Annotated in this window: 17 protein-coding genes; 12 read left to right on the forward strand and 5 right to left on the reverse strand. The window is 38.3% G+C overall.

Annotated features, from left to right (window positions below):
* The first annotated feature begins 368 nt into the window (after window positions 1-368).
* From EYS08_RS06870 to EYS08_RS06900, 7 genes are read left to right on the forward strand one after another with little or no spacing between them, the layout of a single operon-like run.
* Window positions 369-2,594 (forward strand): fasciclin domain-containing protein, encoded by a 2,226-nt coding sequence (locus EYS08_RS06870; protein WP_131029307.1) that lies wholly within the window; start codon window positions 369-371, stop codon window positions 2,592-2,594.
* 6 nt (window positions 2,595-2,600) lie between these two features.
* On the forward strand, window positions 2,601-5,876 hold the full coding sequence (locus tag EYS08_RS06875; protein WP_131029308.1) for a SusC/RagA family TonB-linked outer membrane protein: 3,276 nt from the start codon (window positions 2,601-2,603) through the stop codon (window positions 5,874-5,876).
* A gap of 10 nt (window positions 5,877-5,886) precedes the next feature.
* Window positions 5,887-7,353 carry a RagB/SusD family nutrient uptake outer membrane protein gene (locus EYS08_RS06880; protein ID WP_131029309.1) on the forward strand — a complete coding sequence of 489 codons (1,467 nt, stop codon included), beginning with the start codon at window positions 5,887-5,889 and terminating at the stop codon, window positions 7,351-7,353.
* A gap of 10 nt (window positions 7,354-7,363) precedes the next feature.
* Entirely contained in the window at window positions 7,364-9,181 is a 1,818-nt protein-coding gene (locus EYS08_RS06885; protein ID WP_131029310.1) for a fasciclin domain-containing protein, read from the forward strand.
* A gap of 33 nt (window positions 9,182-9,214) precedes the next feature.
* Window positions 9,215-10,648: a fasciclin domain-containing protein gene (locus tag EYS08_RS06890; protein ID WP_131029311.1), complete on the forward strand. Its 1,434-nt coding sequence runs from the start codon at window positions 9,215-9,217 to the stop codon at window positions 10,646-10,648.
* A gap of 29 nt (window positions 10,649-10,677) precedes the next feature.
* Window positions 10,678-13,911 carry a SusC/RagA family TonB-linked outer membrane protein gene (locus tag EYS08_RS06895; RefSeq protein ID WP_131029312.1) on the forward strand — a complete coding sequence of 1,078 codons (3,234 nt, stop codon included), beginning with the start codon at window positions 10,678-10,680 and terminating at the stop codon, window positions 13,909-13,911.
* A gap of 23 nt (window positions 13,912-13,934) precedes the next feature.
* The gene (locus tag EYS08_RS06900) at window positions 13,935-15,662 is read left to right on the forward strand and encodes a RagB/SusD family nutrient uptake outer membrane protein (RefSeq protein WP_165456397.1); all 1,728 of its coding nucleotides are present in this window, start codon (window positions 13,935-13,937) and stop codon (window positions 15,660-15,662) included.
* A 365-nt stretch (window positions 15,663-16,027) separates the two neighbouring features.
* On the opposite strand, the gene EYS08_RS06905 is transcribed toward EYS08_RS06900, so the two are convergent.
* Together EYS08_RS06905 and EYS08_RS06910 are read right to left on the reverse strand one after the other, a co-directional pair.
* The gene (locus EYS08_RS06905; RefSeq protein ID WP_131029314.1) at window positions 16,028-16,783 is read right to left on the reverse strand and encodes an oxygenase MpaB family protein; all 756 of its coding nucleotides are present in this window, start codon (window positions 16,781-16,783) and stop codon (window positions 16,028-16,030) included.
* A complete protein-coding gene (locus EYS08_RS06910) occupies window positions 16,771-17,274 on the reverse strand; it encodes a hypothetical protein (RefSeq protein ID WP_131029315.1) in 504 nt (167 codons plus the stop codon). The genes EYS08_RS06905 and EYS08_RS06910 overlap by 13 nt, the downstream gene beginning before the upstream one ends.
* Window positions 17,275-17,854: 580 nt before the next feature.
* Between EYS08_RS06910 and EYS08_RS06915 the strand changes: the two genes are divergently transcribed.
* On the forward strand, window positions 17,855-18,322 hold the full coding sequence (locus EYS08_RS06915) for an Lrp/AsnC family transcriptional regulator (protein ID WP_131029316.1): 468 nt from the start codon (window positions 17,855-17,857) through the stop codon (window positions 18,320-18,322).
* 74 nt (window positions 18,323-18,396) lie between these two features.
* Here EYS08_RS06915 and EYS08_RS06920 read toward each other — a convergent pair whose 3' ends face one another.
* On the reverse strand, window positions 18,397-18,855 hold the full coding sequence (locus EYS08_RS06920; RefSeq protein WP_131029317.1) for an organic hydroperoxide resistance protein: 459 nt from the start codon (window positions 18,853-18,855) through the stop codon (window positions 18,397-18,399).
* A gap of 55 nt (window positions 18,856-18,910) precedes the next feature.
* Window positions 18,911-19,960: an alpha/beta hydrolase gene (locus tag EYS08_RS06925; protein ID WP_131029318.1), complete on the reverse strand. Its 1,050-nt coding sequence runs from the start codon at window positions 19,958-19,960 to the stop codon at window positions 18,911-18,913.
* A 451-nt stretch (window positions 19,961-20,411) separates the two neighbouring features.
* On the opposite strand from EYS08_RS06925, the gene EYS08_RS06930 reads away from it, so the two are divergent.
* The 4 genes from EYS08_RS06930 (at window position 20,412) to EYS08_RS25675 (ending at window position 23,356) form a co-directional block, all read left to right on the forward strand.
* Entirely contained in the window at window positions 20,412-21,431 is a 1,020-nt protein-coding gene (locus EYS08_RS06930; RefSeq protein WP_131029319.1) for a sensor histidine kinase, read from the forward strand.
* Window positions 21,412-22,173, forward strand: a complete 762-nt coding sequence (locus tag EYS08_RS06935) for a LytR/AlgR family response regulator transcription factor (protein ID WP_131029320.1) — start codon at window positions 21,412-21,414, stop codon at window positions 22,171-22,173. The genes EYS08_RS06930 and EYS08_RS06935 overlap by 20 nt, the downstream gene beginning before the upstream one ends.
* 212 nt (window positions 22,174-22,385) lie before the next feature.
* Window positions 22,386-23,168 carry a DUF1223 domain-containing protein gene (locus tag EYS08_RS06940; RefSeq protein WP_131029321.1) on the forward strand — a complete coding sequence of 261 codons (783 nt, stop codon included), beginning with the start codon at window positions 22,386-22,388 and terminating at the stop codon, window positions 23,166-23,168.
* A gap of 14 nt (window positions 23,169-23,182) precedes the next feature.
* A complete protein-coding gene (locus tag EYS08_RS25675; protein ID WP_157258269.1) occupies window positions 23,183-23,356 on the forward strand; it encodes a hypothetical protein in 174 nt (57 codons plus the stop codon).
* Window positions 23,357-23,613: 257 nt separating this feature from the next.
* On the opposite strand, the gene EYS08_RS06945 is transcribed toward EYS08_RS25675, so the two are convergent.
* Window positions 23,614-24,009 (reverse strand): DoxX family protein, encoded by a 396-nt coding sequence (locus tag EYS08_RS06945; protein WP_131029322.1) that lies wholly within the window; start codon window positions 24,007-24,009, stop codon window positions 23,614-23,616.
* Window positions 24,010-24,095 lie beyond the last annotated feature (86 nt).

Here is a 24,095-nt window from a genome sequence, read left to right on the forward strand (position 1 = left end):
CTTGTACTGTTAATGTTTTTTTTGATCGGCATATTGTTATTTGTTTTTTTTAAAGGCATTAGAGCTTGCTTAAAACGATTTAGGTGTGCTGAAGATGGATGTTATGTTTTTATGATAATATTTTATAGTAAGAAGACAGGATAGTACAGGATGGGAATTTTGTTCCACCTTTTTATATTTAAGAAATAATTCACTAACCAAATAACTTTTTAACCAACTATTTAATTAACGAACGTTAATACGATTCTATGCAGTAAAAATCTACTCACCCTTTAAGTCAGTTTTTGCATTTTTTAATTTCTAATTGATTTAGATCCATAGCTTTTTATTGCCCAGTATTTAATGGCCGTTTATCCAATGAAATTGCTATGAGTAAAATTTTACAAAAATTTTTAATCGTTAATTTGGCGGTTATATTCATTCTCAGCGCTTGCCGGAAAAAAGAATTTGATGAGTTCTATGGTCGTCCTGAAACATTAGCCGATCCAATTTATCAACAACTTCAGGCCAAAGGGAATTTTACCAGATTTTTAGATTGTATAGATAAATCGGGCTATAAAGAAACCTTAAGCAAAGCAGGATCGTGGACGGTTTTTGCACCAACAGATGCGGCTTTTACCACCTACATGTCTGAGAACAACTTAACCGAGATAAATGCAACGCTCGCTTCGGCAATCGTACGTTATTCAATGACTTATGACGGAGAGAAAGTAGAACGTTTAAGCGATAATTTAACAGCAAAAGGTTTCGTTAAAAATGTTGGTTTTAGGCGACGTACCGTTTATTACGATTTTGTTTACGATGGCGTAGATAATGATGGTAAAGCAATAAAGGTAATTGCAGGTAACCGAAACGGAACTTATTTGCCAACCGATTTTAATAATAAAAACCTGACCTTTTTTCTTAGCCCCTTTGTCACTTTTGCAGGCATTAGTGCTTTAGATTATAATTATTTTTATCCAAATACCGAGTATGCCGGAAAAAATGTAGGTCCTGGAAAAATTATCGAGCAAGATATTGTAGCCGAAAATGGCGTAATCCACATCGTAGATAAGGTGCTTACACCGCCACAAAGTATCGATCAGTATATAGGTGCTAAAGCGCAATATGGCGCCTTCAAATCCCTTTTGGATAAATATGTAAGCTACAATTTAAATACTGACATTACCCACCGCTACCAGGTGTTAACAGGTAAAAGCGATAATGTTTACGCTAAAAACTATAGTGTATTGCTTGGTTTTTCGCCTAACAACGAAAATTACCTAAAAGAAGATGCCAACGATGCGCAGATTGGTATGTACACCATTTTTGCACCAACTGATGATGCGGTTGAGGCCTATGCAAAGGTGCTGTTAAAATATTATGCCAAAAACAGGTTACAGCCAGGAAATTATAAAGCACAGCTGAACGAACTGTTTTCTTTAAGATCCGATATTATTAGAGATTTTATCAATTCCCACTTATACAGAACTACAGTATGGCCGAGCAAGTTTAATTCAGTTAACAGCTTTTTAGGCGAACCCACTAAACTTGCACCTGCGAACGTGGTAGACAAACAGTTTTTAAGTAATGGATTGTTTTATGGCGTAAACGCTGCTCAAAATGCCAATGTATTTTCGACGGTTTACGGGAAAGTAAATTTAGATCCTACCTATTACATTATGAAACAGGCGCTTGATGTATTGGGTTATGCTATTCCAATTAAAACAGCCTCATTAAAATACATTGTTATTCCTATTCCCGATGCCACCTTGGTAAGTTTAGGGTTCTCATACGATCCCTTTTATCCTTCGTCGCCAATTAGGGGCGATCTGAATGTTTTAAGGCGATTGTTACAAACGCATATTATCCCGCTGGGCGACCGTGACGTGCCAAATTTTGCCACAACAGCTGGTATTTTAAAAACTTCTGGTGGCGAATATATTAAGTACAATAATGGTTTTTTCTCTTCAGCAGGTACAGAAGATCTGCCCACAGTTGCAGATAAAAGCATCAAAATCGATTCAGTAGCCACAGCTGTTAATGGAGCTGATGCTTATGCTGCCAAAGTACTCATGTATACTGTACTTCCGGTAAGCAAACATATCGAAAAATATGGTACGCTAACAACCGATCCTTATTATTCTTTCTTTCAGTACCTTAAAAATAACGTTACGCTTTATACTGCTGCTACAGGTGCAATTCAAGGGGTTACCGATGGAAGCTCTTACACCGTTTTCATTCCTACAAATGCGGCTATACAAGCTGCGGTAACGGCCGGGTTATTGCCAGAGTTACCCAACGGAGCACCAAATTATGCGCCAACAGATGCCGGAGATATTAGCAAGGTGGCCAAATTTATCCAATACCATATTATTAAAAGCACAGTAGCAAGCGATGGACAGAAAACAGGTTCTTTTGAAAGCTTGCTTAAAAACGATTCGGGAGATGCAGCCAAGGTTACTGTATTTACCAACACCACCAATACACTCATGCTAAGAGATGTAACCAATAATTCTGTGAATGTTTTGCTGGGTACAACCGATAGAAGCAACGTGTTATCTAACAGAACGGTGATTCATCAAATCAATTCTTATTTAAAATATCAATTCTAAACCGAGATGACTAAAAGATATAATTATAGTTTTTTTATTTTACTATGCTGTTTGTTGGTATCATCACTAAGCTATGCACAACAAATTAATTACGTAAAGGGTAGGGTTATTGATAAAAAAGATAAGCAGCCCATTATTGGTGCATCTGTTGTAATTGTTGATAAAGATAAAAGGGTAATTAAAGGCGTTTCGACAGATATTGATGGAAATTACTCTTTGCCGGTAGCAGATAAGACCTATAGGATATCGGTTTCATATATCGGTTATAAGTCTTCAGCGCCTGTTAATATCGATAAGGTAGTTATTAATTTTCAATTGGAACCTTCTGAAAATCAAATGGATGAAGTTCAGGTTGTTTCGAGGGCAAAAACGAACAATGGAAGTGGAATGACGATCGATAAACGCGATCAAACTTCGGCTACAGTTACCATTGATGCCAAAGAACTCGAAGACCTCCAATCGGCATCAATCGATCAGGCCCTGCAAGGCCGCATGGCAGGGGTTGATATTACCGCCAGTACAGGCGATCCGGGTGCGCCGATGCAGATCCGTATCCGCGGTACATCTTCCATTAATGGTGCAACCGATCCATTAATTGTATTGGATGGTATGCCTTACGATATTACCATCCCTTCTGATTTTAACTTTGCCACCTCTGATGAGAACAATTATGGTCAGTTATTAAATATTGCCCCATCTGATATTAAAGAAATTAGCGTACTAAAAGATGCAGCGGCAACAGCGGTTTGGGGATCGAGAGCAGCAAACGGTGTATTAATTATTACCACAAAAAGAGGATCAATTGGTCCGCCAGCTATTTCCTATAACTTTAAAGGTTCGTATTCTAAACAGCCAAGTCCGATCCCGATGTTGGATGGTAACCAGTATTCATCACTCGTTTTGGAAGAATATTATAATGCGGGGCGTCAGTTTTCTACTTCAGAATTTGCAAAGCAATTTCAATATGATCCGAACGATCCTTATAATTACTATAATTACAGCAACAATACCGATTGGCTATCGGCAATTACCAAGATAGGTTACCTGCAGGATCATAACCTATCTATTTCTGGTGGTGGTGAAAAAGCCAGATACCGTGCTTCGGTAAATTATTTTAACCAAACAGGTACTACCATTGGCACCGATTTAAACCGTGTTTCGGCAAGGGTAAATTTAGATTATATGGTGTCGAACAAAATCAGGTTTAGTTCTGACATTTCTTATACGCATATCGATCAGAACGGACTTTTTACACAAAATGTTAGAGATGTAGCCTACACAAAGATGCCTAACCAGAGTATTTATGAGTACGATGAGTATGGTAATTTAACGGATAATTTCTTTAGTCCTGCAGCAACAGCCCAAGGTGCATTCTTTTATAATTTCGATAACAGAAGAGTAACCGGAACCTTTAATCCTTTGGCCATGGCTACAGCAGGTAGTAATCACCAATTGGGCGAGCGTATAACACCAAAATTTAGTTTGCAGTACGAAATTTTGCCAAGTGTGTTACGCCTAAACGGGAGTTTTATGGTAAATATTAATAACACCAAAGTAAAAACCTTCCTTCCACAGGTTGCAACAGGCCGCCCTTATACCGAATCGGTAGTCAATACAGCTTCAGATGCTGATGGCGATTCATTCACCATGAACACTAGTATGACATTGGCCTATACACCGAAATTGAACGATAGACACGATATTATAGGTTTTTTACGCTTCGATAGTGAAGATAGTCGCAGAACCGGGCAGTACTTGTTTTCTACCAATACGGCATCATCGTATTTATCCGACCCTTCTGTTGATAGCCGTACCAATTACACAGGTTCTGCCACCTCATCATTAGGACAAACCAGGTCAGTTGGTTTATTGGCTAATGTTCAATACAAATTTTTAGACCGTTACATTATTAATGGTAGCATTAGGGGAGATGGTAACTCCAGGTTCGGTGCGGCTAACCGATATGGTATTTTTCCTTCAGTTTCTGGCCGTTGGCGGATATCTGGCGAACCTTTTATGAAAAAGACCAATAAATATGTAGATGATTTTAGTTTAAGGGCCAGTTACGGTAAAAGTGGTAATGTGCCGCGTAACGATTATTCTTACTTTAATATTTACCAAAATTACGGTTTTAGCTATTTGGATAATGCCGGGGTATATTCTACCAATATGGAATTAACTGATTTAAGGTGGGAAACTGTTACTCAATCCAACCTCGGTATTACTTTAAACCTCTTTAAAAATTTAAATATCGATTTCGATTTATACCGTAAACGTACAACCGATCTGTTTTATCCAGGCTTACAGGTAGCAAGTTATAATGGTTATGGAGGGGTTGATATGAATGTGGGTACCATGGATAATCAGGGCTGGGAAGTAAACCTGAATGCTACCGTGATCAAAAAGAAAAAGATAAGATTAGATCTTTCTTTCAATATCGCGCACAACGAAAACGTAATCCGTGAGGTTTCACCGCTATACCCCAGAGAAAACAAAGGTAGGGTAACCAGCAACAATGTGTACAAAGTATTTGTTCAGGAAAACAATCCTTTCGGATCGTTTTATGGCTTCAAATTTAAAGGTGTATATCCTGATAAAAATGCAACGGTTGCATTGGATGAGAATGGAAACCAGATTGTTGGGCCGAACGGCGATAAAATTTATATGCGTTTTGCTTATCCATCTATCGATTATGTTTTTCAACCGGGCGATGCCATGTATGAAGATATCAACCATGATGGAAACATTGATTATAAAGATATCGTGTACCTGGGTAATGGTAACCCTAAACTAACAGGAGGATTTGGATCTAACCTAACCATCAATGGAAACCTTCGTTTAGGTTTTAACTTCACTTTCCGTACCGGTTACGATATTATTAACGGTACTAAAATTAACACCACCAATATGTATGGTTTTAATAACCAAAGTACAGCTGTATTGCGCCGGTGGAAAAAAGAGGGCGATGTTACTGATATACCAAGAGCCATGTATGGTACGGGCTATAACTTTTTAGGCTCCGACCGATACATTGAAGACGGATCATTTTTAAGATTGAGCTCGGTAGTGTTAAAGTACGACTTTGGCAAAACCTTTATGAAGAGATTGGGTATGAAATCGCTTACCACCAATCTTACCGTTCAGAATATCTTAACATTTACTAAATATACTGGTCAGGACCCTGAGGTGCCAATTAAGTTAAATGGGGCGAACACAGTGATAGATAATTCTACCACGCCGCCAATTAAAACAATCACTTTCGGTTTAACTGCTAACTTTTAATTCAAAACTGATGAAAAATATTTTATATAGCACTTGTTTACTAATGATGCTGGTGATGAGCAGCTCTTGCAACAAGTGGCTCGATCTTCAACCCAGAGATGGAATTACCAGACAGGAATTCTGGAAAACGAAAGAGGATGTTTTAGCAGCAGTTTCTGGTTGTTACACCTCTTTGCTGGCGCCTCCTCCCGGTATTGGTGATAAATCTTTATTGGAGTACATGTTTATATATGGCGAGCTTAGGGCCGATATGATTACAGGTGGGCCTAGTATTACAACAGAGGAAACGGACATTATCAATGTAAATATTACCCAGGATAATACAATAGCAAGATGGGCAGCATTTTACCGTACCATTAATTATTGCAATACCGTGCTCGATTTTGCGCCTGGCGTTAAAGCTACCGATCCCACTTTTACAGATGCAGCATTGAACGGTTATGTGGCAGAAGCGCTTACCTTAAGAAGCCTCATGTATTTTTACCTGCTGCGCACATTTAGAGATGTACCATTAAAATTAACTGCCACCGTAAAAGATACCGATTTGCAGGATCTGCCGAAAACCAAACAGGCCGATATTTTAAAACAGATTATTACCGACTTAAAAAAAGCTGAACAAGGCGCGGTTACCACTTATGGTAGCACAAGGTTTGATAAGGGTAGGGTAACCAAATTTACCGTAAATGCTTTGTTAGCCGATGTGTACCTGTGGATGGAAGATTATCCGAACTGTATTACCGAGTGTAATAAAATCATCAGTTCGCAAAGATTTGCCCTGGTTGGTGCAGGTTCTGGCTGGTACAATAATGTATTCTTCAGAGGTTCATCCATCGAAACCATATTTGAATTTGACCAGGCTATAGAAAACCCGTTTTATAATTTATTGGTAAATACAAGACGACGTTTTATCGGTTCTCCTTTTTTGAGTACTGAAATCTTTATTCCTGATGATGTTGATCCGGATAATAACTATGATATCAGGCCTGATTCTTACTATAATTCGGCTTTTACCATCCAGAAATATGGCACAGAAAATCCTTCTTACGTAAAATGGCAAGCATACCGTTATTCAGATATCATGATGATTAAAGCCGAAGCTTTGGCCTTAACCGGTGGCGGTGTAGAAGCTTTGGCATTGGTTGATGAACTGAGATTAAGACGTAATGCTGTAAATGCTACGAAAGTTACTGTAGACCCTTCAGAAACTGAAGCTTTGTGCGATTATATTTTGGCCGAACGTGCCAGAGAATTTGCTTTTGAAGGCAAAAGATGGTTCGACCTTCTGCGCCATGCCAAACGCAATAACTATAGCCGCATTGATATTCTGTTAGATATTGCCGCCAAAACAGTATCGCCTACACTTCAACAATCAGCCATTACCAAATTTAGAGATCCCAACAGCCATTACTTGCCGATTTATCAGAGTGAGTTATTTACAGATCCTAATCTTGTACAAAATCCATTTTACACTAAATAGAATAAGTGATATGAAAATGAAATTAGACATCCGTAACATTACCTGTTTGGTTATATTCAGCGCATTTATAATCTTAGTGATCAATGCCTGTAAAAGAGAAAGTTTAACAATAAGTACTACTGATGATGTTAACATTACCGGATTTTTGGAGAAAAATCCAGAAAAATTTTCTTTGTTTACCCAAATCTTAGAGAGATCGGGTACAAAAGGTTATTTGGCAGCATATGGTAAATACACCATGTTTACTCCTGATAATAATGCAGTTAACGATTGGTTAAAAAGTTTAAGTAAAACAGCAGTCGACCAATTATCAGCTGCAGAACTGAAAGATGTTGTTCGTTTTCACGTTTTGCCAGATACAGTTGCTACGGGCAAATTTACCGACGGTAAATTAACCCAGATTACCCTTTACGGTCAGTATCTGCAAACTGGTGTTACCTTTAAAGATGGTGTAAGTAGTTTTATCATCAACAAACAGGCACTCATTACCCAGTCGAATGTTCGGGTTGGGAATGGAATCATCCATGTTATCGATCATGTGTTAATTCCTTCAACTAAAACGCTGGCTTCAACTATCGAAGGCAATACCAGGTATAGCATCTTCACCCAGGCCTTAAAAGAAACTGGTTTTTACGATTCGTTAAACTATGTACAATCTGTAATTCCTGATACTACACGTCGTTTCCAGACGGTAATTCTCGAATCTGATTCGGCATTGCAAGCTGCAGGTTTTAATAATTACGCTGCTTTAAAAGCCAAACTTTCAAAAACAGGCAACCCGAAAAGTCATAGCGATAGTTTGTGGATGTATGTAGCTTACCATATTTCAACAGGGGCAAGTTATACGCCTGATATTGTTTCTTCACCTTCGTTATCTACTTTGGTACCTAGTGAAATTGTAACCACAAAATTAGTTGGAACGAAAATCTTATTAAATGATGATGAGTTTAATGGTGTAATTGAGCCTGGAGTAGAAGTAAATAGGACTTTTAGCAATGTTACTACTTCTAACGGGGTTTTACACGAATCGAAAGGTTTTTACAAAATTAAACCAAGGGTACCTACGGGTGTTTTCTTCGATATTGGCGATCAGCCAGAATTAAAATTATTGGCGGCCTGGCGGGCACCCGGACAAACCATTCCGCTTTTACAAAATGGAAAATTGATTACAGCAGGTATCAGGCTTGATGCTTACCGGTCAAACACAATTGGCCCTGTATATGCCGTGTCGTCAACGCCAATCGGCGCATCTGATGGCCGCAGTTATGCCAACAGAGATGTAATTCAGTTTAACCCCACTACCAGTAATGCCGCACGTTCTATCTGGATGGAAATCAGAACCCCTATGCTGGTAAAAGGTAAATACAAAGTTTGGATCTGTTATACCTACAATGGCTCCGGACCACTTACACAGGTTGGGGTAGATGTGGGCACAACACAAGAACAATTATTGCCAAACTTAGTCGATTTTGCCCAAACTTTAACCAGTTCTGGTGTGCCTACCGCCAATGCTGCTTTGCCTTCTGCAGATGGATTAATGTTAACCAACGGCTTTAAACGCTATATGGCTACCACTGCAGACGTTAATCAGGATGGTGTAAGAGGCATACAGCCCATATCAGTTAATAACCAATGGTCGGTTATGGTCGGGAAATTGGCTGGTGTGGTAGATATTAAAACAACTGATAAACACTGGGTTAGGTTTACTACGCTGCGTGGTAATGGGTCCGGAATTATGAATATGGATATGATTCACTTTATTCCGATTGATGATGATCAGAACTATCCAAGATTTAGTCCGTCGGGTCTGATTTATAAACGTCCATAACTAATTGAGCCATAGAACTAAAAAATATAAATAATGACTAGAAAATATATAATATACGTTGTCCTGCTCAGTATCAGTACAGTTTTATATTCCTGTAAAGATAACCTGGAACTGCATAATGAGCTTACTAATGTAGATAATAGCCTAGACCTTTCGCAAAAGCTTGATGCCCAAGCGAACCTCAGTATTTTTAACGGTTATGTTAAAACTACGGGTTATGATAAGGTGCTTGCAGGTGCACAAAACTATACGGTTTGGGCTCCTACCAATCAGGCTTTAGCCAGTTTAGATGCAGCAATTGTTTCTGATCCTGCAAAATTAAAAGATTTTGTAGCCAACCATATTGCACTATCTACTTTTCCATTAAACAAAGAGGGCGACACAACAAGGTTGAAACTGCTTAATAACAAGTTTGGTGTTTTTACCAGCACTAAATTTGAAGAAGGCACTGTTTCGGCTGCTGGCCAGTTTGTTAAAAATGGGGTATTGTATACCATAGATCAGGCTGTTCCAGGCAAACAGAATATTTGGGATTATATGCTGACCAGTACCGATGGTGCTTTGCAAAAAAACTACATCAATAATCTATCCATTACCGTTATCGATACCGCAAACGCTACGGTTATTGGTTATAACGCATTGGGTAATCCAATTTTTGCACCTAATCCACCAATGATAGCCAGAAATACTTATTGGGTAAATGTAGCCGATCTGAGGGACGAAAGTCAGCAATACACCTATTTTATACTACAGGATGCCGCCTTTACAGCCGAATCATCAAAACTTTCAAGCTATTATCCAAGTATAGATCCAAATTTAAATGCTTCTTTCTTTCTTGTTAAAGATTTAACCATAAAAGGTGTTTATCCGATTGAAAAATTGCCAGATACGCTTATTTCTTTAAAAGGTGTAAAAGTGCCAGTTAATAAGGTCAATATTATCCGTTCGTACCGTGCCAGTAATGGTATGGTGCATGTGGTAAATGCTTTGCCTTTCCGCTTAAAGGATAAAATACCTGAATTTAGAATCGAGGGCGAGAAACCACAGGCCGTTAGTGCTGCAAGAACGCTTTTATACCGTACAAAAATCGATAATTTAGGAAAAACTTTTAATGATATTGAGGTTTACGACCATAAGTATGCCGAGTTTGGTGTATTCTACACCAAAACCAATTTACCGGTGGTAAAATATAAAGTTTACGCAAGAGCGATTTCTGGTTTGCCTGGCGATCCGCAGGTGGCGGCATTTACGCAGCGTTATTTCTTTTTTAACCCTGTCACAGTAAGTTATACTTTGTTTTATACCCATTTGGTAAACCCCTTAACTTATAATGAAACCTATTTAGGAGAATATACGCCAGCACAGTTTGGTAATTTTCAGGTGAGGTTAACCGCTGCAAATAGTACGAGTATAAATGTAAGTACACTCATATTAGATTATCTACGCTTCGAACCAGTTTTACCTTAATTATGAATCTTGCTTTCAAAAAAAATACTATGTATAATTTTACAACGATAAAAAAAGTTTGGGGCATATTGCTTTGCTTACTGGTGTTTGGCTTAGCTGCGCAGGCACAGGAAGTAGATTCGGTGAAAACCGAAACAGATACCACTACCGTAAAAGTAAAGGCGCGTGCAGTTAAAGGCGAAAAAATAAGAGGAGTTGTGCTCGATGGAAATACCAATAAGCCTTTAGTGGGCATTAACATCACAATTACTGGTTTTAACGCCGCCATTACCGACGAAAAAGGAAGGTTTACTGTAATTGTACCCGATTATAAGGCCAGCATTATTATTTCGGGTAATGGTTTCCAAACCAAGGTGCTGCCGGTTTACAAAGATAAAGAAATCAAAACTAAACTATACCCGTTATCATTTACTTCGGTTTACAACGAGGTAGTTACGCCGATAGGTACGGTTTCTCAGGCAAGGGCAATACCCGCCATCAGTAATGTGGGTTTACAAGGCAACTGGGCCAATAATTCTGAAAGTGTAATGAGTTACGTTCAGGGCAGGGCCGCAGGGGTTAACGTTACCAGGCGCTCCGGAACACCAGGAGTTGGTGCCGATGTGCTTATCAGAGGATTCAACTCTTTATATGCCACAAATCAGCCTTTATATGTGGTTGATGGGATGATTTTCGATGCCAATAATTACGGTACTTCACTAATTAAAGGCCATGTTAACAACCCGCTTCAATTTATCGATGTTCGGGATGTCGAAAACATCAGCATCATTAAAGATGCAGCTTTGGCAGCTACTTATGGGGTAAAAGCGGCAAATGGAGTAGTATTAATTACCACTAACCGTGCACACGATCTGGCTACCAATATCGATTTTTCTGGCTATGCAGGTTTCAATTTCAAGCCTAAAAACTTACCTGTAATGGGCGCTTCAGATTATAGGTTATATCTTTCTGATATTTTAAAAAGTCAGGGGTTAAGCAATAGTGCCATTGCTGCAAAACCTTATATGAACGACAGTCCAGCCAATCCCGATTATTTTAAATACCACAACGAAACGAATTGGCAGAATGAAGTATTAAAAAGCAGTTTCGATCAGAACTATTTTTTAAAGGTAACCGGTGGCGATAATATTGCGAAGTATGCACTTTCTGCAGCTTATGCCAGAGATAGGGGCGTAATTGATAGCACTGATAATTTAAAATACAGCACGCGTTTTAACAGTGATTTAAACCTGACCAAAAAACTGCAGGGAAGCACCAGTTTATCATTTACCTATACTGAGCAACGTTTAAAAGACCAGGGAATTGCTCCTGTAACCAACCCACTGTTTTTAGCTTTGGTTAAATCGCCTTTTATGGCCAGGAATGAAATAAATTCGACTGGGGCAGTTTCACCAAATTTAGCGGATTACGATACTTTACAGGTGAGTAATCCAAGAGCTTTAATCGAGAAAGGTCAAAATTTAAAAAAGGCTTATCGATTTTATGGAAACATCAATTTCGATTTTACTTTCAACAAAAACTTTAAACTATCTAACCTTAGTGGTGTAACTTACGATAAAACACAGGAAACGCTTTTTATTCCAAGAAAAGGGGTAACCAACGATACGCTTTCCAATTATGTAGGCGATAGCCGTTTGGGTACACAGGTAGGAAGGTTTTTTAATGTGTTTAACGATCTTCGTTTAACTTACGATCAGTCTTTTGGCTCCTACAGTAAATTACATGCAATTGTGGGTGCCCGATATTCGCAGAGCGAAAGCGAGCAGGATTATGCTTTGGGTTTTAACTCTGCAACAGATGAGTTGATCAGCATTGGAAACAGTAATGCCGCTTTTAGAACTTTTGGTGGTGATATTGGGAAATGGCGTACACTGAACAATTACCTGTCTGCCAATTATAGTTACGCCGATAAATACCTCGTTAATTTCTCAATGGCTGTTGATGGCTCTTCGCGCTTTGGTGCAAAGGCCGATCAGGGTTTCTTGAATTTCGTCGATGGTTTGAGAATTAACGGAAGCCGTTATGCCGTTTTACCCGCTGTTGGTGCTGCCTGGGTAATTTCTTCAGAGAAATTTATGCGCAATTTACACCGCGTTGACCTGCTGAAATTAAGAATGAGCTATGGTTTAGTTGGAAATGACGATGTGGGTAATTATACCGCCAGAAAATATTATACCTCTCAAAATGTATTGGGCATCAGGGGTATCGTAACAGGAAATTTTGCCAATCCGAATCTACAATGGGAAACCGTACGCAAGTTTAATACTGGTATAGATGGCTCCTTTTTTAGTGAGCGCCTAAGCATCAGCTTAGATTATTGGAGAAACAGCACTAAAAATATGCTAAGCTATCAATTGCTGAGTGTTGTTACGGGGACAGCTTCTTTTATCAACAATAACGGTGGCATGCAGACAAATGGTTTAGATTTAGCCTTAAACGGTCGAATTCTAAATGAAAAATTAAAATGGGATGCGGGTTTAACCATCGGTACATCAACCAATAAAATTACCAGTTTACCTGATGGAAATTCAGTTATAACCAGTTATGCAGGTGGTGCTTACATCAGTCAGGTTGGTCAGGCGGCCAATCAGTTTTACGGTTATAAAACCAATGGCGTTTTTGCGACCAATGCCGAGGCAGCTGCCTCAGGTTTATCTAGTCGCAACAGTTTGGGAGCACTTGTGCCATTTACAGGAGGTGATGTAAGGTTTACCGATAGCAATGGCGATAAGATAATTGACAACGCCGACCGCACCGTTATTGGCAATCCTAATCCGAATATATTTGGAAGCTTTAGCAACACCTTCACTTACAAAAACTGGAGTTTAGATGCTTTAATCACTTTTGTTAGCGGTAACGATGTTTACAATTATACCAGGGCACAGCTAGAATCTGGAAGTACTTATTACAACCAAACACCAAATATTAGCAACAGGTGGAAAGGTGATGGACAAGTTACGTCGGTACCAAAAGCCACTTATGGCGATCCGGTAGGGAATGCCCGTTTTTCTGACCGCTGGATAGAGGATGGTTCCTATTTACGTTTGAGAACCGTTAATGTAACCTATAATGTACCCTTAAAACTAAAAGCTATTAAGTACGCAAAAATTTATGCTACAGCTAATAACCTGTTTACTGTTACCAATTATTTAGGTTATGATCCGGAATTTAGTAACTCCGGAAGTTTATTTAGCCAGGGCGTAGATACCACACTTGAGCCTCAGTTCAGGTCGTTTCAACTAGGTGTTAGAGTTGGATTATAATTAAGAAAGATATACTCATGAAAATGAAATTAAATAAAAAAATTGCATCCCTTTTAGTGTTGGGTATTTTATCGGCAGGCTCGTGGTCTTGCAAAAAAATGCTCGACGTACCAACCGAAGATAAATTGGATAGTGTAAATGCTTTTAAAACAGTATCTGATGCAGATGCTGCGGTTATCGGTATTTACGGCCAATTTTTGGGCCTGGAAAAACTGTATATCCTGCAGAACGAACTGCGTGGAGATTTGGTAGATGTTACCTCCAGATCAAGTACCGATCTGCAGGAGTTATCATCACATACCGAAACCAAAAACAATCAATATGTTGATCCAAGACCATATTATCAGGTGATTGTGAATTGTAATGATGTGCTCAAAAACTTTAAAATGATGGTCGATGATCGCCGGATGAGTGTTGATGATTACAACAAACGCTATTCAGATATTGCCACATTAAGGAGCTGGATTTATCTGCATTTAGGTATTCAATATGGTAGCATACCTTATATTACTGATGCGATAGAAACGGTAGATGATTTAAAAAACTTGGCCAATTATCCGAAAACACCGTTTGATCAGCTGTTGGATAAATTAATTGCCTTTAACGAAAACCTGCCTTATAAAGAAGCTTATGCTTACCCAACAGGCACATCATTATTGGTAACCATTGATGGGAATTATACCCAAAAGCTGTTTGCATCAAAGGCTTTCCTGTTGGGCGATCTTTACCTGTGGAAAGGCAATTATATTAAAGCAGCCGAAAATTATGCCAAGCTGATGAATGCCGAAAATGGCAATGCGAATGATAACTTTAGGTTTAACTTTTATAAAATCAATAACTCTGGTGATGTGGCTTACGCCAATTTAGCCATTCTATTTAGTAGAAGTGGGCAAGATGCCAGTAGTTTGATAAATAGCTTGGATGCAGGCTGGCGTGCTATTTTTGCCTTGCCAACCACCTCGAGTCCATGGAGTACCGAGTGGTTGTGGGCCATGCCTTATAATACCGCCTTTAAACCTGTAAACCCAATGATTGATTTGTGTTCACCGCTAAAAAGTTATCAGATTAAGCCATCACAAGCCATAAAAGATCTTTGGAACAGTCAAATTACCTACGGTGGTGTTCCCTTCGATCCAAGAAGTAAATTATCTTTCAATGCTTCGGCCATGGGCGATGAAATCACCAAACTAACAGATAATGGCGGTAAGTGGGGCATTTATCGTGCACCACTATTACACCTGCGTTTTTCGGAAGCTGCCAATAGAGATGGACAGACCAAATTGGGCTGGGCATTGCTAAACACGGGGATCAGGAATACCTATTACGTAGGTACCATTACTGCCGGAGCACAGGCACCGGTTTCGGTAGCGGAGTTAAATACCATGATTACACCTTATCCGCAAACCTCACCTTATTATTTCGATGCCAGAAAAAATAACGATGTTTCAGGTACCTGGTACCGCAACTGCGGTATTAGAGGTAGGGCAGTTGTAAATGCAATTGATGTGAGTTACCAGACGGATATGATAGGCTTAGAAGGTAAATTAATTGATGAGGCCGCATTGGAGCTTGCTTTTGAAGGTAACCGCTGGCCTGATTTGGTACGTATTGCCCGCAGACAGAATAACCCGGCCTTTTTAGCAGATCGCATTTACCAAAAACTGTTAAAAGCAGGCAACCCTAATGCAAGCCTTGCCAGACAAAAATTAATGGATCCGGCCAACTGGTATTTGCCGTTTGATTGGAAATAGAAAAATATAATAAGAGGTTGTATCATAATGGCGATTTCACCTCAAATGCTGTCATATTGTCCAAAGGACTTCTGTGGAGAGCTTGTCGAAATACCTCAAAGAGTACTAAACAGGCCCTTCGACAGGCTACCCATTGACGGATCTCTTAAGAAAGGTCGTCATTGCGAGGAACGAAGCAATCTCAATGCGCACGCTAGTAGCGATCGTTGTAAGATTGCTTCGTCGGCTGAAAAAGCCTTCTCGCAATGACGATTCCTCGAGCTAACAATAGGATAAAAACCTCTTGTCATTTATATTGATTTTTATAAAATAAATTATCCCTAAGGATGACAAAACTATATTTATGGATGCAACCTGTTTTATTATTAAAAAGCTTCTAGGCCCAAAATCTGTGCCTTGTACGCTGCAGGAAGAATTAAGTTTCTTAACGGTTTGTTCACCTTCAGTTTCCTGCTTATTTTGTATAAAGTAAGTATTGGTTTAATAGGTTTTCCTTCCCCCAGTTTAAGTAATTCATTCACTTTATGGGGAACGATGAGTGCCTGTATTTTTCGCATTAATAAATACCTCAGCGCACCCAGGTGTTTTTTGTACTGATCATAAAGATCATGGGAAAAGCAGCTATAAATTAAATTTTCCTGGAGCTGTTGTTCATGCATCACTTGCCAGGCCGCAAAATTACCAGGAAGTCCATTTATTTTCATGCGATAGCCAACTTGGTAGAAAGTAGTAAATATTTCCTCTTTTTCTGTTAAAGTGAGTGTTCTTTCCAACACCTCGAAAGCACGGATAGAGTAGTTAATCAGCATAAATAATACATCTCTATAGGCCCAATCCGGAATTTTAGTATTTCTTCCAGCTTCAACATGCTGATGGATCATGGTAATCTGATCTATAGCAGCGTTTGCTTCGGTTAAAGAAGAAAATACGATTTTTTGCGCATAGGCAACAGTAGAAAATAACCTTCCCAACGGATCTTTAGGAAGTTTGCCGGTAAAATATAACCAATCAACAGCTTTATTAAGGCTAAACTCTGCTGCGGCGCCAGCAAAAATAAAAAGAACAACATCTGTGTTGCCCCATATTTTCCTTACAATAGAATGTTTGTTTACAAAGTCCATAATCCATAATGCGCTTCTAATATTTCAATTTTGATGTTGATACGGCATAGTATCAGTGGGATAATGCCAATGATTCCAAAAGAACAGTCTATCATTTGCCAAAATACTGGGATGTGACGAATATTTCCGGCAATTAAGACCAGTGGAATGATCGAGATACAACAGATGATCCCAAATTCGATTACCCATTTATTTTTTATAGGATCTTTTAATGGGCCGATAAAAAGAACGGCCAACATGATATGTGCAAAAGCTAACCAATCGGTGCCATAACTTAAAAATGAATAACGTAAGTTGGTCGCTTTAAGGGCCTGATAAACCACTTCAACCCAGATTTGAAGACTGCTTGGTAAAATTGCACTGTGTTTAACCAGATAGGCCATTTCGGTTTCTAACGGAAAGGCAGTTAATCCGCTTGTTGCCAATCCGAAAATGATTGTATAGACGTATATTTTTGAATTTAACCTTAATTTTTGTTCCTCGGTATTCATAGCTTTTTGGTTAAATAACGTTGATTTGCAAGTGATTATAAGCCTGATGAATAAATTGTCTCATATTTCTATGCTTTGTAAAGTGCTTTGTATTTCAAAGTAAAAGCTAAAATTTGAATATTCCAAAAAATATTAAATATTTTCGATATGATGAATCTATCTTCTTGTATTGAGATTTGAAATTGAAGATCGGTGGTGCCTAAAGATTGTGGAGGCGTTAGCGTAGGTTTATATCAGATAATGGTGTAATTTAAAAAGCAAAAGAGCCAGCATCGCGCTGGCGCTCTTGTTATCATTAACTAAACTAAATCAACGCACTGCTTCTGGCAGCTGTTTCATTCGTTAAACAAATATCTGTCGCATTGACAATTAAAACGAAGGTGAATGATAAATACGGAAAATGTCCTGTTGAGTAGGTTTTTGCAGAATTTAATTCTGTTGATGGTTTTGATTATGCTTTTTGTCAAAATTTTGTTCTTTTTTTTATGTTCCGCTTAAGGGTTTAACAGAGAGTATTTATATATTTGGGTATTCATTATAAACTAAGCCTAGAAAAGAAATAAATAGACTAACCACTATAATGGAATTATACACCCCTGACCAAACAGACAGAGATATTTTAACACTATTACAAAAAGATGCAAGGCTAACCTATAAGGAACTGGCTGCTATGCTACACTTGTCAAAATCGCCCATTCAGGAACGTGTAAAACGCTTAGAACGTTTAGGATTTATTTCTTCCGTAGTAGCATTAATCGATCCTAATAAATTCGAGAACTGTATGATATCCTATTTACAGGTCCAGCTTACCAATCATTCTGTTAATGCTTTCCGGTTATTTCAACAGGAGGTAAGTAAACTCAATGAAGTATTGGAATGTTACCATACAACAGGAGGCTTTGATTTTATGTTAAAAGTTGTTGCAAGAAATATGATTGCTTACAACGATTTTCTAATTAATAAATTCGGCCGTTTAGATAATATAGGTACCCTTAATAGCTCGCTTGTAATTACGCAGGCTAAACGCGAAACTGCTTTACCTGTATAGCAAGATCATTAAGTTATAAATCAAAAAAGCACCCCCTAATTTTAATCTGGAGTATCTTTTTTGATTTATAGTAGTTATATGGCCACATTGATCTGTACATTGATATTACCACGTGTAGCTTTAGAGTACGGACAGGTTTGGTGAGCAGCTTCAACCACTGTTTTTGCTTCTTCGTAAGTAAGTCCGGGTAAAACTACATTTAATCTAGCCTGAAGGCTAAAAACACTATCCGCAAAAGCGAGATCAACTTCTGCATCAATTGCAGAATCAGCAGGAAGTACAATTTTAAGTTGGGGAGCATTGTGCTTCATTGCACCAATAAAACATGCAGCCCAGCCTGCAGCAAATAATTGCTCAGGATTGGTTCCTTTTCCTGTACTTCCAGGAGATGATAGGGCGGTGTCAAGCGCTCCATCGCTACTTTTTGCAAAGCCCTCACGGCCACCACTTACATGAACTTTTCCAGTATAAAGCACTTTGTTGATTACTATATTTAAAATATTCGCTGATTCGATTACATTTTGATTTTCCATTTTTTTTAAAATTTATTATGATTGTTAAATTATTAGATGAATATTTTAGCTTTTTTTATACCATCATTGCTGCCTGCATAATGGCATCTGCAAATGCCTTTGGTGCTTCTTGAGGAAGATTATGGCCAATGCCGCCACTATGATTATAGTGCACATATTTGCCTTTAAACTTAGCTGCATAATTATCTGGGTTGCCATGTGGTGCGCCATTTGCATCGCCTTCGAGTGTAATGCTAGGAACCGTTATTACCGGAAATGTGGCTAATATTTTTTCATATTTATCATATTGTGCTTCCCCTTCTGCCAGCCCCAATCTCCACCTGTAGTTATGAATTACAATGGCTACATGATCTGGATTATCCAGTTCAACTGCAGATTTTTCGAAAACGGCATCAGTGAATTTCCATTCTGGAGAAGCGGTTTGCCAGATCAGTTTTGCAAAATCTTTTCGGTTAGCTTCATATCCTAAACGGCCGCGTTCAGTTGCAAAATAGAATTGATACCACCATGATAACTCAGCTTTTGGCGATAATGGTTTTTGGTTTACCTCCTGGTTTCCAATAAGGTATCCGCTTACCGAAACCATTGCTTTACAGCGCTCAGGCCATAATGCGGCCATAATATTTGCCGTTCTTGCTCCCCAATCAAAGCCGCCAATTACTGCTTTATCTATTTTTAAGGCATCCATTAAGGCTATAATATCTGCAGCAATGGCCGATTGTTGTCCATTTCTCGGTGTTTTTGCCGAAAGAAACTGCGTACTGCCATGGCCGCGAAGGTGTGGAACAATTACCCGGTATCCTTCTGCAGAAAGCAAGGTTGCTACATTAGCATAACTATGAATTGTATAGGGCCATCCGTGTAACAATATAACAGGCTTGCCATCTGCTGGACCGCTTTCTGCATAACCCATATTTAGCACGCCTGCATGAATCTGTTTTATCGTATCGAAAGATATATTGCTGTGCGTTTTATTATTGTAGGTTTTGTTTTTTGTAGTTTCTTTGGCGTTCAAAAGGTTTAACCCTCCAAGTTCTGCAACAGCCACGGTTAAAGCGGCTACACTTAAAAAGCGTCGGCGGCTATAATTATTTTGATTTTCCATTTGCTAAAATTTGTTGATAAATTAATGTTTTACTCCGTTAGGTATGTCAAAATTAATTCGAATGGACAGAGGAGATTAGCCTTTTCGGGATGAAATAGACAAATTAGGTTTTGACTTATACATTTTTAAGCCTGGGCAGGACTGGAATTGAATCCTAAGGAATGGTCGCCCATTCTATGTGGATACATTTTTTTGCTTTTTGCTAATTGCTTTAATGAAACAAGGATCTTACCGAAATAAAAAACACAATTCTTGTGCTGATTTAAACCTTGCATTGTCTACTTAAGCGCCGAATCTGTCTGGTTCAGGTTTAAAATTGTTTAACTATAAGATTTGCATGGTTACTTTAGGCGAAAAAATAAGAGATACGTGTGGTGCAGTCATCATATTTAAAAAAAATATTATTTTTGATTACCCCCAACCCATCTAATTAGCCTGGCTAAAAACTGATATGACCAAAAACCCTCTAAAGATTTCGCCTACTATTATCTGGGTAAGTTCTATTTTTCTTGGACTTTTATCTTCTGTTCCACAAATAGCAGAGCATCATTTTAATGCGGCCGAAGCGGCAGTTAATGCGGTTATTACCTCGGTATTTGCTTTGTTGATGTGGTACTTAAACATCTATATGCTGTCGCGAAAGAGCAGTAGGCCTAACAAACAAGGGATTTCCTACTCAAGGTTATTTAAAAGTCTTTTAATTGGTATTGGCGTTATGCTTTGCCTCGCATGGATTCAGCAATTGATCCTTTCGCACATTAATTTCGGTCCGGTGATGTTGATGGTTGAAGTAAGGGGAATATTGATCAATTTAATTTTTTATATGTTTCTCCATCTGTTACAGCAAAATTACGAAAATCAGCAGGTGAATATGGAATTGGAGAAAATCAAAAGTGATAGCTTGGGCGCTCAGTACGAATTGCTTAAACAGCAGGTTAATCCTCATTTCCTTTTTAACAGCCTCAATACACTAAAGGCTATGGTAGAAATTGGCGACGAAGAGGCTGTCGATTTTATCCTTAAGCTTTCTAATTTTTATCGATATACCCTCGAGAGCCGTAAATTAGATCTGATTCACGTTTCGGAAGAAATGGAAATACTGAATGCGTATCTGTTTTTACAACAGGCAAGATTTGATGGTGGTTTTAGTTTTACTTCTACTTTAAATGAAGAAATATTGCACACCTTAATTCCTCCCTTTACGCTGCAGCTATTAATCGAAAACTGTATCAAACATAATGTAGTTTCGTTGGCTAAACCTTTGCACATCAGCTTGTATGCCGAAGATGGGCAAATTGTTTTGGAAAATCCTATCCGTTTAAAAACCTCCGATAACAACTCGTTGGGGGTTGGACTAAAAAATATCATATTGCGCTACCAGCATCTTCTCGAAAAGCCAATCGAAATTATTAACGATGGCCAGATTTTTAAAGTTAAACTCCCATTAATTCATGAACATCATCATCATTGAGGATGAGCTGAAAACAGCTAAATCACTCGAAAATATAATTTTGAACCTGAGGCCCGACGTGAAAATAGTAGGGCAGTACCAGAGCATCGAAGGATCGGTAAAAGCGTTGTCAGAACAGCCACAGCCCGATTTGATATTTATGGATATTCAATTGGCAGATGGATTATGTTTTGAGATATTTAAACAAGTTAAAGTAAACAGTCCTATTGTGTTCTGCACGGCCTTCGATGAGTACTCCTTAGAAGCCTTTAAACGTAATGGAGTAGATTATGTGTTAAAACCATTTTCCAAAACAGATATTCAGGAAGCCTTTCAAAAGGTAGACGGCCTTCAGAATTTTTTTCAGCAAAAGGTAATTCCCGATTTAAGTAATTTATTGACAAAATTGAGCAGTCCAGCTGGAAAAGAGAGCTTTTTAGTGTTTAAAAACCAGAAATATACCACTGTTCAAACTGAGAATATTGCTTTCTTTTACATCAGAAACGATGCATCAACCATTATGTGCTTCGATAAACAAGAGTTTGCATTAAGTCAATCTCTTGATCAGATTACGGCACAGGTATCTTCCAAACAGTTTTTTAGGGTTAACCGACAATATTTAGTGAATTTTAAAGCAATTAAAGAAATAGAACATTATTTCTTAAGGAAGTTATTTGTAAAGCTTGTAATTGAAACTCCAGATAAATTGCTGATCAATAAGGAAAAAACGCCAGCTTTTCTTTCTTGGATGGAAGATAGGTGAGAAAAATCCCTATTTATCTACTATAAGATAATCACCTTGGTCAGAAACGCATATCTATTTCTGACCTTTTTGCTTTAGCGCACGCTCGTTGCTAATTTGTCTTACTTATCGGCTTCCTGTCTACCTCCTCCACCAATTTGTCCGGTTCAGCTATTTCCACCTAATTTCAGGCATACTACCCGCTTATTTTTGATAAAAAAAGAATAGAAATTATGAAAACACTAAAAAGAATAGCGATCGTAAATGCGGTCATTGTAGCGGTAATAGCACTTAGCGCTTTTATTTGGGTAGGTTCTGCACAAGAAAAAAAAGTAGAACAGCCCATTAATGGAAAAGGCTTTGCCGTTTTGGAATTATTTACGTCTGAAGGGTGTTCGAGCTGTCCGCCAGCAGAAGAACTGTTGGCCAAAATAGAGAAAGAATCTAATGGGAAACCGGTGTATGTGCTTGGATATCATGTCGATTATTTTGATAATTTAGGTTGGAAGGATGTTTTTGGAAGTCCGGAAAATACAAAAAGGCAAAAAAAATATAGTGCTTGGTTAAACGCACAGGTTTATACCCCTCAATTGGTTATTAACGGCGCTCAGGAATTTATAGGATCTAATGAAAATGACGTGAGAAATGCCATTAATAAACAGCTTCTGAATAAAAAGTATACAGCTAGTTTAGCCTTCGATACGAAAAGGGATGGGGATGTACTGGAAATAAATTACGAAACCAAAGATACTCAGGCTAGCGACGATCTTCTTTTTGCTCTGGTGCAAAAGAGCGGCAACACGGATGTACAGCGTGGGGAGAATGCAGGACTTAAATTATCTCATGTCCAAATTGTACGTAAAACCTTAACACTATCTCTTAAGGATGCAAAATCTGGAACTGCAGTATTAAATATCCCTAAAGATAGTAGTGCCGAAAAATGGGAAGTGATCGGAATGGTTCAGCATAAAACAACAGGCGCAATTTCAGCAGTAAATGCATCAACAACTTTTTAATCATACTTATCATCATGGAAAATCACCAAAATACCACAACCAACAGTTTATTAGTTGGATTGGCAAGCTTAATGTCGACACTTTTTCTGGTTAGCCCTCCATTTGAAAAAAATCCACAGCAATGTGAAATGGTGCAAAGCATCGGAAAGAAAAAACAGAAAGGACTGGAGAATGAGCCAGTTGTATAACATAAATCTAGTTGCAGATTTATAAGCAACGTTTATTAGTTAAGAGGTCGCCATATATTTGGCGACTTTTCTATTTAAAATAATTTGCGCTGTGCCTTAGCATCAAACAAAGAGATTAGCAACGCATTCACAGCCTTGGATGTTTAGCTGTTGTATAGATTACAGATGCTGTACCAGGTAAATTTCTCACCAATAAAAAAAAGCGCTACTAGCGCCCTTTTTATGTGAAAACTGATTTAATTAGAATTTATTCAAACCTAAACAGCAGTTAAATCTGAATAGTGAGTGGGATAAAGTTTTTGGAACATCTGGTAGGTTATTGTAACGATAGCAAAGGCTATAATGGCATCGGTAGTGGCTAGCGGACCGATCACAATTAGTTTTGAGCAGAAGGCAAAAATGATATCAAAGAATATCCCTGCAAATACCCATTCTTTTAACCTTAACAATTTGTTGGGGATTAGTAGAACTGCGATTGCGGCTAATTTAGCAACACCAAGTACATAAATAAAGTACGCAGGATATCCCAGTTGTAATGTAATGTCCCAAACAATAGGATTTTTTGTGAGTTCACAAACTCCGCTGGTGCCAAACCATAAAGAAGTTAGTGAGGTACCGATCCAATAAATGGTTTTTGTTGTTTTAAGTGTCATAATATTTTTTTAAATGTTGCTCAAAAATGTTGCATAAACATTCCAAAAACCAGTTAAATGGACCTAAACCAGACAAATTAAATCCT

Source organism: Pedobacter kyonggii (assembly GCF_004310665.1).
GTDB lineage: Bacteria > Bacteroidota > Bacteroidia > Sphingobacteriales > Sphingobacteriaceae > Pedobacter > Pedobacter kyonggii.

Coding starts and splice junctions, on each gene's coding strand:
- EYS08_RS25675 (WP_157258269.1), top strand. CDS start 23,183: ATGGAAAATCACCAAAATACCACAACCAACAGTTTATTAGTTGGATTG.
- EYS08_RS06930 (WP_131029319.1), top strand. CDS start 20,412: ATGACCAAAAACCCTCTAAAGATTTCGCCTACTATTATCTGGGTAAGT.
- EYS08_RS06895 (WP_131029312.1), top strand. CDS start 10,678: ATGTATAATTTTACAACGATAAAAAAAGTTTGGGGCATATTGCTTTGC.
- EYS08_RS06945 (WP_131029322.1), bottom strand. CDS start 24,009: ATGACACTTAAAACAACAAAAACCATTTATTGGATCGGTACCTCACTA.
- EYS08_RS06915 (WP_131029316.1), top strand. CDS start 17,855: ATGGAATTATACACCCCTGACCAAACAGACAGAGATATTTTAACACTA.
- EYS08_RS06935 (WP_131029320.1), top strand. CDS start 21,412: ATGAACATCATCATCATTGAGGATGAGCTGAAAACAGCTAAATCACTC.
- EYS08_RS06880 (WP_131029309.1), top strand. CDS start 5,887: ATGAAAAATATTTTATATAGCACTTGTTTACTAATGATGCTGGTGATG.
- EYS08_RS06940 (WP_131029321.1), top strand. CDS start 22,386: ATGAAAACACTAAAAAGAATAGCGATCGTAAATGCGGTCATTGTAGCG.
- EYS08_RS06885 (WP_131029310.1), top strand. CDS start 7,364: ATGAAAATGAAATTAGACATCCGTAACATTACCTGTTTGGTTATATTC.
- EYS08_RS06925 (WP_131029318.1), bottom strand. CDS start 19,960: ATGGAAAATCAAAATAATTATAGCCGCCGACGCTTTTTAAGTGTAGCC.
- EYS08_RS06900 (WP_165456397.1), top strand. CDS start 13,935: ATGAAATTAAATAAAAAAATTGCATCCCTTTTAGTGTTGGGTATTTTA.
- EYS08_RS06890 (WP_131029311.1), top strand. CDS start 9,215: ATGACTAGAAAATATATAATATACGTTGTCCTGCTCAGTATCAGTACA.
- EYS08_RS06870 (WP_131029307.1), top strand. CDS start 369: ATGAGTAAAATTTTACAAAAATTTTTAATCGTTAATTTGGCGGTTATA.
- EYS08_RS06920 (WP_131029317.1), bottom strand. CDS start 18,855: ATGGAAAATCAAAATGTAATCGAATCAGCGAATATTTTAAATATAGTA.
- EYS08_RS06905 (WP_131029314.1), bottom strand. CDS start 16,783: ATGGACTTTGTAAACAAACATTCTATTGTAAGGAAAATATGGGGCAAC.
- EYS08_RS06910 (WP_131029315.1), bottom strand. CDS start 17,274: ATGAATACCGAGGAACAAAAATTAAGGTTAAATTCAAAAATATACGTC.
- EYS08_RS06875 (WP_131029308.1), top strand. CDS start 2,601: ATGACTAAAAGATATAATTATAGTTTTTTTATTTTACTATGCTGTTTG.